We start from the raw sequence: 9,706 nt of genomic DNA, 5'->3' as shown, positions 1-9,706 counted from the left end.
AATCGAGGTTGACTATGGGCAGCATCAAGGATGCGGGCGACGCGTGGCTGCGCGACTATGTGACCGATGGCGTTCCGACTTCGGGGTTCAATGAGCCTCTTAAGTCCGAAGGTCGGGCGGTCTTCGACCTGATCGATACCGAGTTCTTGTCGCTGCAATCCGGCCTGATCCGCCGCGATCCGGTGCGGGCTCTGGCTGCGTCGAACGTCAACCTGACCACGGACGTTGACGCGGGTTCGACGCTCGACGGCGTGACCCTGGCTGAGAACGACCGCATCGCCCTGATAGGCCAAACCGCCCCTGCTGAGAACGGGGTCTATGTGGTTCCTGCGGCGGCCGGCACAGCCACCCGCGCCACGGACATGAACGAGGGGACAGAGTTCCCCGGGGCGACCTTCCTCGTGCGGGAAGGCTCCACCTATGCGGGCACCACGTGGAGCTGCACCAACGCCAGCGCCCCCACGGTCGGGACCGACGCCGTGACCTTCGTGCAGACAGGGCAGGAGGCCGATTACTCGGCGCTGGAGGCCCGGGTTACGGTCAATGAGGGCGATATTGCCGATCTTGAAACGCGGATCGATGACGCAGAGTTGGTCACCGACCTCGTGAAGCCCTCGCCCGTAGATGACAACCCCATCATTCTCGGCATCACCGACGAAGCAGGCTTCGCCTTCCGCACGATCCGAGCCGATGGAACCGAGCGGGGGCCACTCTATGACGTGACCCCGGAAGCCGTTGGTCGCTTGGTCGTCACCGATCCCAAGGGCTTCGTTATGGCCGATCTGGAGGTTGAGTCCGAAGCCGAGGTTGATCCAGTGGCCGTGCTTCCGGCCCGCGTCTATCTCGATGGTGACAGCCGCTCCGATCTGTGCACGAACCCCGGCCGTTCCCGCTCGCAGGGCTGGCTGTTCTGGGCTCAGACCAAGCTCGGCGGTCGCTTCGACATCAGCAATGACTGGAACAACGGCGTCGGAGGACAGGACAGCCAGGAAATGCTTGATCGCGTGGAGAACCTTCGCGCTTTCGAGCCGGGTCTGGTCATCTGTATCTGCTCCACCAACGACCGAACCGGGACAGGCCAAACCGCCGACTGGACCATTGCTCGGCTGGCTGAGTATCAGGCCGCCGTTCTGGGCATGGGGCACCGGCTTCTGTGGATCGCGGAAACCCCTCGTGGCGATAGCGTAAACACCAGCTACGACATGACCTCGACGCAGGTCGCCTATCAGCAGCGCGTCCGGCAATGGCAACTGGATCAAGGGGCGGTTCAGGGGGTCTATGTGGCGGACCCTTACTCCCTGATGGTGGACCCGGCCTCTACAGATGGCCGAGCGCTCGACACCATCCTGCGCGACGGCATCCATTGGGGAGCCTTTGGGGCGTGGTATGTGGCAGAGCCGGTCATCGAAGCCCTTCAAGAGCTGTTCCCGCCCCGCCCGGTCCTGCCGACCACCAATGCCGATGTTTATTCATCCAACAACCCGACCGGCGCCCTGAACCCGAACCCGATGCTGCTGGGCACTTCCGGCACGGCAGGGACCGGATGCACCGGCAACGTGGCCACGGGCTGGGAGGCGGTCGCCGGGGCGGGGCTGTCCGCCACGCTGTCCAAGGTCACGTCCGGCGGCCACGAATGGCAGCAGATCGTCGTGACCGGCGCGCCTACCGATACTGCCGACACGGACACCGACGCGAACCTGGACCCGCGCCCTGTCTCCGTTGTCCTCTCGGCCGACCTGTCGAATGTGAACGAAGGTGACATTCTCGACGCCGTGGCGGCGATTGAAGTGGACGCCGGGGCAACCGGTCTTCGCGGCGTGAGCCTCTACATCGAGGCGGTAACGGCCTCCACGAACGTCCTCTACGCGGCGGGCGAGCCGGACGTGATCCGCTCTCAGATCAACCTCGATGTGCCGGACGAGGCGTGGGACGGGGTGCTTCGCGTCCCGGTGACCGAAGCGCTTGAGGGCACGATCACGGGGGCCACGCTCAATCTGGTGATCTCAGGCGCCAACTTCGTCAGCACCGCCGAAACCATCTCGGCAACCATCCGCGTCCGGGCCGCCAAAGCCCGCAAGATCCTTTAACCGGAGAACTACCATGCGCCTCATTGTGCGTGACGCCGACACCGAAGCCACCGCCCGAGAAATCGTTCCGCCCGTCGCGGATGATCTGCTGTGGTGGGGGTTCCTGAACACCGATGACGACAAGGTTGAACGGAATTTTTCTGACGGTTCCCTCGGGTCGCTGGCCGGCGCCCCGACAGTGGAGTCGGGCTACACCACCTTCGACGCCCCCGCTCAATATCTTTCGGCCGCCATTGCCGAAACCGACTACATGACCTTCTGCTTCGCCATGAAGGCGGTCAGTGATCCGGCCAGCACAGCGACCGCCCCGGTGGCGGCCGGCAACTATGTGTCCAGCCCCCTGAAGGGTCTGATGATGTGGTTCACCGCCGCGGCAGGCGGTTCGCCCTTTCCCGCCGCAGCGCTTCGCTTCACCGTGGTCACGGACTCGGCCAACCAGTGCGCCTTACAGGTGACCGACGCCGACGAGTGGAAGTTCTACATCGGCGTGGCGCGGTCTGGCGCCGTCGATCTCTACAACATGACCGACGGCACGTCGGCGACCCTGGTCACCACTGGCGCCCGTGCAAAGAACACCGACCGAATCCGTATCGGCGCCGGCGTCTCTCAGTCCTTTGGTGGAACCATGGATATTGCGGGCGGCTGCATCTACGGGCGCGCGCTCGACGAGGATGAGCGGTCGGCGGTCTATACCTATTGGAAAGACACCTATCTGCCTTCCAAGTCGATCACGGTTTAACCGATCAAGTAGCCTTCCAGACTGACCTGCGCGCCGTTTGAGAAGGTCACCGTCAGGATGTTCATGCCCGCGACCTCCGACCATCGGTGTCCTGTGATCGTGGACCCGACCAAGCCCTTGGCTTCCTGCTCGGGCAGGCCTGTGGGGAAGGCGAAGCGGTTCTTCAGCAGAGCATACCAGACCGGATCGTCGTCCGGTTCGATGGCCTCAAGGCACTCTACGGAAACAACCGCCTTCCCCACGGGATCAGCAATCGAAATCCAGTCCGCATGGGACAGGTTGTTGGCCCGGTAGAGCGTTCCGAACTCGTCGGACACCATTCCATCCCTGACAAGCTCTCTGAACATGCCTAGCCGGAGAAGATCGTTGCCGAGGGTCTGTGGGGGATGGTCCATGGCGCTCATGCGCCGTTTGTAGTGCAACCCGCCCCGCCTCGCCAGCGGGGTTTTCTAGTCACACCGCCAGTCGTCCTGCTGAAGGACGAAGGCGCAGACGTCCCACGCGATCCGCTCGGGCGGGGCCGCGCCGTTGGGCGGCAGCCAGAACAGCAGGGTCAGGGCCAGCAAGCGCATGGCTCCAAATACCATCAATCGAGACTGAACCGGAGCCGCCATGCCAGCAGGAGCCTGGGTCGCGTTCGCATCTCTATGCGTCGTGGTCGTCATCAATGTCGCTGTGTGCGCCTTCATGCTGGGCAGGCTTTCCCAGCGGGTGGCGACCTTGGAGCGAGACGGGTCCGTCCTTCAGGAGCTCCGGGACGCCGTGACCCGCCTGACGACACAGATGGAAGGGGTGCTGCCCGATCTGGCGCACTTGTCTCGCGACATGGCCTCGATCCAGCGGGCGCTGTCCAACCTGACCACAGACCGAGCGAGCCGCCTGGTCGAGCTTCCCGCGACGCGGGGGAGGAGGAAGCCCGAATGAGCCGAGCGGATCAGATCAAGCACTTCATCGGAGACATCGCGCGGCCTTATTGCCTGATCGCAGTGGGTACGGCGACGGCTCGCGTCATCTGGGAAGGCCAGAACGAGGGCGCGATCTATGCGGCCGGCGGTGTGCTGGCCGTGCTCTACGGCGCCAAGGCGGCTGAGGTGGCCTTCGTGAACCGCAACCGCCGGGCGACGGACGCCACGCCGGAAATCCCTCCGCAGGGCTGACCCCCACCACAACCTAGGAGAACGCGATGGATCGAACAGCCATGTTCGAGGCCCTGCGCCCGTTCGCGCCTGACCGCAGGTTCACCGACCCGATGGTCCCGCTGATCGATGCGGTGGCGGACGCTTTCGGGCTTCCCCCTGCCGGTAATGGCGGGGCGGTCCAGCTTGAACTGACTGAGAAGGACTTTGCCGACGCGGCGGCCCGGCTCGAATGCTCAGTTGCCCAGATCAAGGCTGTGTTCGAGGTGGAGGCGTCCGGCGCCGGGTGGTTCACCGATGTGCGCGGCGACATCCTGGCCCTCGATGGGGAGGGCGGCTTCATCGACGGCGCCCATCTGCCGAAGATCCTGTTCGAGGCCCACATCTTCGACCGGGAGACGGGGGGGCGGTTCCGCGCCACTCATCCGAACCTGTCGTCGGCCCGATGGAACCGCGCCCTCTATGTCGGCGGGCAGGGCGAGTATGAGCGTCTGCACCGGGCGATGCAGCTGGACCGCACCGCCGCGCTTCGCTCCGCATCGTGGGGCGCGCCTCAGATCATGGGCTTCAACCATGCGCTCGCGGGCTTCGATACCGTGGACGCCTTCGTGGACGCCATGAAGTCGGGCATCCGGGCGCACCTGATGGCCTTCGTCGCCTTCGTGGAGAACAGCGGCCTCGCGCCCGCCCTCCGCCAGGTGACGACCTATCACGCCAGCGCGGTCCCGTTCGCCCGAGCCTACAACGGCAGCGGCTACGCCAAGAACGAGTACCACATCAGGATCGCCCGGGCCTTCGCGAAGTGGAGCAGGGCATGACCGACCTCGCCACCGGCGCCGCGCTCGGGGCCCTCGCCGTCATCCTGTTTGAAGCCGTCATCATCGGCGCGGCCCTGCTGATCGGCCGCCGTGCCATCGAAAGGAGTCTCTGGCGATGAACCCTCTCGACCTTCTCCGCATCCCCGGCCGGGCGGGATGGGCCATCGTGGTCGCCCTGATCATCGTCGTCGCGATCCTGGCCACCTGCTCCTACGCCGGATTGCAGCGCAGGGCCGCTCAGGAGGCCCGTGGAGCCGCGGGCATGGCCGCCGGCAGGACGCAGGCCGCCCAAGACGCCAGCGCCATCAGGGACCGCTCTGACGCCCGAAACGAAGCCATCACTTCAACCACGAAGGAAGCCGCCGATGAAATCCGCTCTGCGCCTGACGACGATGCTGCCGCTGCTGCTGCTCTCAGGGGCCTGTGCAGGCTCTATCCAGGCCGTGACCCTCGGTGCGGGATGCAGTTCTCTGATCCCGGCCGGGTGGGCTGAACCTGTTCCGTCCGCCGCCTTTCCGCAGGACGGCGCCACGATCCGCGACTGGCAGGTGTTCGGGGTCGATCAGACCGGGCAACTGGTCCGCGCCAATGGCCGCACGTCGGACGTGATCGAGGTCGTCCGGTCCTGCGAGGCCAGAGACGCCGAGGCCATCCGACAGATGCGGCCGTGGTGGAAACGCCTTGTGCCTGGCTAGACGGGTTCCCATCCGCTAGGTTCAGTCTCGATTTCCTTGCCGTCGTCGGCATACCAGCCGGGCGGAATCCATATCTCGCCTAGCTCAAGGCCGCCGCACCAATAGCCCAGAACCACCTCACCATCGACGCACAGTCGAATGCGCGGGCCATAATCGGCCAGCGGCGAGTTCTTCGGGGCGGTTTCCATCGACTGCATGAGGCCATCCTAGCACATAATCCCCAAGCGTTGAGCCCAGCGCTCCGCTATCGAGGCCCGCTTCCTTCGGGAGGCGGGCCTTTTCGCACGTCTGGGGCTTGCCACTTCCCGCCGACCACCCGGAACCCCGCCGCCTCCAGCCTCTCCCGCTCGCCATCATGGTAGGCCCAATCCTCCGCGCTTCCGTCCTTGATGGTGTCCAGAGGATAGGCCCAGAGCCCGTTCATCCGCTTGAACCGGACCCGGCCGGGGCATCCGGGCTGACGACAGCGAGGGCGCCGGTTGGCCAGGCTCCAGCCCCCGCCCTTGGCCCGCTGTATGGCGATCAGGTCCACAGGCCCGACACGCTGGCAGACCTCGCAGTCCCAGATGACGACGTGACCGGCGTTGATCAGATCGGAGACGCGCATCACGCCCCCGGGAACGCCAGAACCTTCCCCGCCTTCTCGCCCGCACAGAACGCGCCCCAATCGGCCATCATGACCCGGCGCTTGGCCAAGGCGTTGCCCCGCCTGTAGGCCCGCTCCACAGCGCTGCCGACCGTATGGGCGAGGGCTTCCTCGGCAAGCTCCCTCGGGTAGCTTGTACAGTCGCCGGCCCAATCCCGGAAGCTGGATCTGAACCCGTGCGGGGTGGCGTCCCTCACGCCCATTTTCCGCATGACCATCAGCAGCGCCATGTCGGACAGGGGGCCGTTGAGCCCGGGGAAGATCAGGCCCTGTCGGGTTTCCTCGGGGATGGAGTTCAGGACGTCGACGGCCTGGCGGGAGAGCGGGACTGAATGGGGCTTGCCCGCCTTCATCCGCTCGGCCGGCACTCGCCAGACATCGCCCTCGATCTCATCCCATGTCGCGCCCCGGACTTCGCCAGACCGGGCGGCCGTGAGTATCAGGAACCGCACGGCCTGAGCGGAGACGCTGTGGCGCCCTGACAACTGCTCCACGAAAGCCGGAACGTCCTCATAGGGCATCGCCGCGTGGTGGCCACGGGACCGCTGGGGTTTGAGGAGAAGGATGGACAGATGTCCTCGCCACCGGGCCGGGTTCTCGCCTGACCGCAGGCCCCGCGCCTTGGCGGCGTCCAGCACCCGCTCAATCCGACCCCGGACCCGGGATGCTGTCTCCGGCTTGGCGGCCCAGATCGGCCGGAGCGCGGCGAGAACCATCTCCGTATCGACCGCAGCCACGTCGGCCTTCCAGATCGCCGGGGCGTGGGCTTTCAGGCTGGCCTCCCATTGGGCCTTAGACTTCGGACTGCGCCACGTCTTGGCCAGGTCGGTCATCAGCCCGTCCGCCACGGCGGCGAAGGTGTGATCCTGGGGCGGGAGGGATGCGGCCTTGCGCTCGGCTATCGGGTCGCGGCCCTCGCGCACAGCCCGCTTCATGTCCGCAGCCTCGGCCCTCACGTCGGCCAGCTTGCGATCAGGCGTGGCGCTGCCCAGCCCCATTTCCCGGCGCCGGCCGTGCTGGTGGAAGATCAGCACCCAGCGCTTCGACCCTGTTTCATCGATCCGCAGATAGAGGCCGGCGCCATCGGCATGGAGTCCGGGCGTGTCCAGGCTCTGCACCTGTCGCCAGTTCAGCCGGTTGACCTCGCGCGCCATCTCGCCTCCAGAACAGGACGAGAACATAGCCCAACGTCAAACCCGGACGCCGCCCTAAGTTCCGCCCTAAGATCGGGCAGGCGATTGAAACCCGCGCCGGTCAAGGGAATGCGCGGCAATCCTTGTCTGGAAAGGGGGAGGGGGTGCAACCCCTGACATTGACGGGCATGATTGTGGCGGAGAGGGTGGGATTCGAACCCACGGTACGCTTCCACGTACGCCGCATTTCGAGTGCGGTACATTCGACCACTCTGCCACCTCTCCGCGGTCGCTGTTTCCCCAAGGGGTGGTCGAGCGAGGCGGGATGTCTAATCGGCCCGGGCGTTTCCCGCAAGCGTTCCGTTGCGATTATCGCTGGCCGGGCAGGGACAGGCCGGTGACCCCGCCGCCGGAGGCTTCGGCCCCCCGGTAGCGGTACAGTTCGGCGGGCCGCCCGCCGGTGGCCGCGCTGAGCCGTCCGGTGGGCTCCACCAGCCCCGTGCGCTCCACGCCGCGGCGGAAATTCTGCTTGTGCAGGGACAGGCCGGACACGGCCTCGGCGGCGGCCTGCAGCTGCGACAGGGTGAAGGTGTCGGGGGTCAGGTCGAACAGGACGGGGCGGTATTTCATCTTGCTGCGCAGCCGCGCCAGGGCGGTGGCCAGGATGCGGCGGTGGTCCGACACCATGGCCCGGCCGGGCAGGGGGGCCGCCCGCTGGTCGTGGTCGCGCCCCGCTTCGGGCGCGAGGCCGGCCTCGTACAGCAGCTCATAGCGCTCCAGCACCTGTTGCTCGTTCCAGCGGGCGCCGGGCTTCAGGGCGAACAGGCGCTCGACCCGGGCGGTCCGGGCGGCGGAGTCCTTCCGGGCCGCCCAGGCCATCAGCGGCGGCGCCAGGACCTGGTCGATGACGGCGGGGCGGCCGTCGCGCCAGTCCTCCCACGGAAAGAAGTCCAGCACCGGGGTCCAGGCCGCGCCCGGCCCGGCCACCGCGCTGGCGTCGTGGGTCAGGGCCAGATAGCCCACCGAGACCACCCGCCGCGCCCCCACGCCCATCTCGGCGCGCGGCGATTCCCGGCCCGCGTCGCCGAAGGTGTAGAGCTGTTCCACATAGCCCAGCGGGAAGGTGGTCTGCTCGGCCACGAAGTCGCGCAGGGCCAGTTCGAAGGTGCGGTGCCGCGCCGGCTCGAACGGGCCGAAGGGCAGGCCGGCGCCGTCGGGGCCGCCGCCGGTGGTCAGCACCACCGCCTCGCCGTCGCGCAGGGCGAACACCACCACCGACAGCCCGATCAGCACGCCCTGGTCCTGAACGGCGCCGGTCATGGTCACTCCGTGTGCCAGGCGTCGGCGGCGGGCAGCACGCCCATGGCCCCGGCCAGCAGCTGGTACCGCTCCAGATACCGCGCCTGGGCCTGCCCCGCCGGCAGGGGGTGAATCGTCAGGTCGTAGCCGGCGGGCGGGGCGCCGAACAGCTGCAGGGACTCCTTGCGGTCGAAGCCGGCCAGCTGGGTCGCCTCGAAGAAGGCGCAGGCCCGGTCGGCCTTCTTGATCAGGGCCTTGACGGCTGCGGGGGATTTCGGCGGCAGACCGAAGCGCAGGTGAATGGCGCTCTCCAGCCGCGCCTCGAATTCCTTGTAGTTGAAGCCCAGGGCCGACTTGAACGGCGAGATCATGTCGCCGATGACGTATTCCGAGGCGTCATGCAGCAGGGCCGCCAGCCGCCATTTGGGGGCGATGTCCGGCTGGATGTGGGCGACGATCTCCTCCACCACCACGCTGTGCTGGGCGACCGAAAAGGCGTGCTCGCCGAGGGTCTGGCCGTTCCAGCGGGCCACGCGGGCCAGGCCGTGGGCGATGTCCTCGATCTCGATGTCGAAGGGCGAGGGATCCAGCAGGTCCAGCCGCCGCCCGGACAGCATTCGCTGCCACGCGCGCGGCGCCTTCTCGCGGGTCGTTTTTCGCGCCTGGGCCAAGATCGCTCCGTCGGTTCAAGGCCCCCGGAGGTGACGCATTCGGACACCGCGATCAAGCCCGCCGGCCCGCTTAATCCCCGACGTTCAGGCGCACCAGGGCCTTGGCGGCGTCGAACACCTCGTCCTCGCGGCGATCCTTGCTGCGGACCAGCGCCACCACCAGCGGCCCGCCTTCCGGCCCCCGCGCCTCCAAGCCCACCAGCCGCCAGTCCAGGTCAGAGCCCCGCTCGTCCACCAGGATGTAGGTGGCCCGGACCCCGCGCGTGGTGTCGCGGGTGCGGATCTCCACGGCTTCGTCCCGGGCGCGGATCCGCACGGCGTCGTTGTCGGTGCTGATGTTGACCTGGTCGCCGGCCTCGTCGCTGCGGACGCTGAAGCCGCCCACGCGCACGCTGGACTGGCCGCCGTCGGTGTCGATGCTGATGCCGGGGATCCGGACCGTGGCGGACTCGCCCTCGGCCTGGATGCTGACGCCGGGCACG

At 67.2% G+C, this 9,706-nt stretch carries 13 protein-coding genes, 1 tRNA gene and 1 pseudogene; 7 read left to right on the top strand and 8 right to left on the bottom strand.

What is annotated here, in order from left to right:
* The first annotated feature begins 14 nt into the window (after window positions 1-14).
* On the top strand, window positions 15-2,087 hold the full coding sequence (locus tag V7702_RS02790; RefSeq protein WP_335648619.1) for an SGNH/GDSL hydrolase family protein: 2,073 nt from the start codon (window positions 15-17) through the stop codon (window positions 2,085-2,087).
* A gap of 13 nt (window positions 2,088-2,100) precedes the next feature.
* Entirely contained in the window at window positions 2,101-2,826 is a 726-nt protein-coding gene (locus V7702_RS02785) for a hypothetical protein (RefSeq protein ID WP_335648618.1), read from the top strand.
* Here the strand turns inward: V7702_RS02785 and V7702_RS02780 are convergent.
* Both V7702_RS02780 and V7702_RS02775 read right to left on the bottom strand, forming a co-directional pair.
* Window positions 2,823-3,230: a hypothetical protein gene (locus tag V7702_RS02780; protein WP_335648617.1), complete on the bottom strand. Its 408-nt coding sequence runs from the start codon at window positions 3,228-3,230 to the stop codon at window positions 2,823-2,825. The genes V7702_RS02785 and V7702_RS02780 overlap by 4 nt on opposite strands.
* A 45-nt stretch (window positions 3,231-3,275) precedes the next feature.
* Entirely contained in the window at window positions 3,276-3,398 is a 123-nt protein-coding gene (locus V7702_RS02775; protein ID WP_335648616.1) for a hypothetical protein, read from the bottom strand.
* A gap of 190 nt (window positions 3,399-3,588) precedes the next feature.
* On the opposite strand from V7702_RS02775, the gene V7702_RS02770 reads away from it, so the two are divergent.
* From V7702_RS02770 to V7702_RS02750, 5 genes are all read left to right on the top strand, one after another.
* Window positions 3,589-3,750 (top strand): hypothetical protein, encoded by a 162-nt coding sequence (locus V7702_RS02770; RefSeq protein WP_335648615.1) that lies wholly within the window; start codon window positions 3,589-3,591, stop codon window positions 3,748-3,750.
* Window positions 3,747-3,983 carry a hypothetical protein gene (locus V7702_RS02765; RefSeq protein ID WP_335648614.1) on the top strand — a complete coding sequence of 79 codons (237 nt, stop codon included), beginning with the start codon at window positions 3,747-3,749 and terminating at the stop codon, window positions 3,981-3,983. Before V7702_RS02770 ends, V7702_RS02765 begins: the two co-directional genes overlap by 4 nt.
* A gap of 26 nt (window positions 3,984-4,009) precedes the next feature.
* A complete protein-coding gene (locus tag V7702_RS02760; RefSeq protein WP_335648613.1) occupies window positions 4,010-4,780 on the top strand; it encodes an N-acetylmuramidase family protein in 771 nt (256 codons plus the stop codon).
* Complete coding sequence (locus V7702_RS02755; RefSeq protein WP_335648612.1) at window positions 4,777-4,899, top strand: hypothetical protein; 123 nt, start codon at window positions 4,777-4,779, stop codon at window positions 4,897-4,899. The genes V7702_RS02760 and V7702_RS02755 overlap by 4 nt, the downstream gene beginning before the upstream one ends.
* A gap of 246 nt (window positions 4,900-5,145) precedes the next feature.
* Complete coding sequence (locus tag V7702_RS02750; RefSeq protein WP_335648611.1) at window positions 5,146-5,475, top strand: hypothetical protein; 330 nt, start codon at window positions 5,146-5,148, stop codon at window positions 5,473-5,475.
* On the opposite strand, the gene V7702_RS02745 is transcribed toward V7702_RS02750, so the two are convergent.
* The 6 genes and pseudogenes from V7702_RS02745 to V7702_RS02720 all read right to left on the bottom strand — a co-directional run.
* Window positions 5,472-5,672: a hypothetical protein gene (locus tag V7702_RS02745; RefSeq protein ID WP_335648610.1), complete on the bottom strand. Its 201-nt coding sequence runs from the start codon at window positions 5,670-5,672 to the stop codon at window positions 5,472-5,474. The genes V7702_RS02750 and V7702_RS02745 overlap by 4 nt on opposite strands.
* 409 nt (window positions 5,673-6,081) lie before the next feature.
* Entirely contained in the window at window positions 6,082-7,275 is a 1,194-nt protein-coding gene (locus V7702_RS02740; protein WP_335648609.1) for a tyrosine-type recombinase/integrase, read from the bottom strand.
* Between the two features lie 174 nt (window positions 7,276-7,449).
* A tRNA-Ser gene (locus V7702_RS02735) sits at window positions 7,450-7,539 on the bottom strand.
* 84 nt (window positions 7,540-7,623) lie between these two features.
* Window positions 7,624-8,574, bottom strand: a complete 951-nt coding sequence (locus tag V7702_RS02730) for an NUDIX hydrolase (protein ID WP_335648608.1) — start codon at window positions 8,572-8,574, stop codon at window positions 7,624-7,626.
* 2 nt (window positions 8,575-8,576) lie between these two features.
* Window positions 8,577-9,170 (bottom strand): HD family hydrolase, encoded by a 594-nt coding sequence (locus V7702_RS02725; RefSeq protein ID WP_335648607.1) that lies wholly within the window; start codon window positions 9,168-9,170, stop codon window positions 8,577-8,579.
* Between the two features lie 124 nt (window positions 9,171-9,294).
* Window positions 9,295-9,706 (bottom strand): annotated as a pseudogene (locus V7702_RS02720) (methyltransferase type 11); the annotation flags it as partial.

The organism is Phenylobacterium sp. (genome assembly GCF_036963605.1).
In the GTDB taxonomy this organism is placed as follows: Bacteria; Pseudomonadota; Alphaproteobacteria; order Caulobacterales; family Caulobacteraceae; genus Phenylobacterium.
The sequence above is the reverse complement of the archived record's forward strand: the minus strand, read 5'-3'. Positions and strand labels throughout refer to the sequence as shown.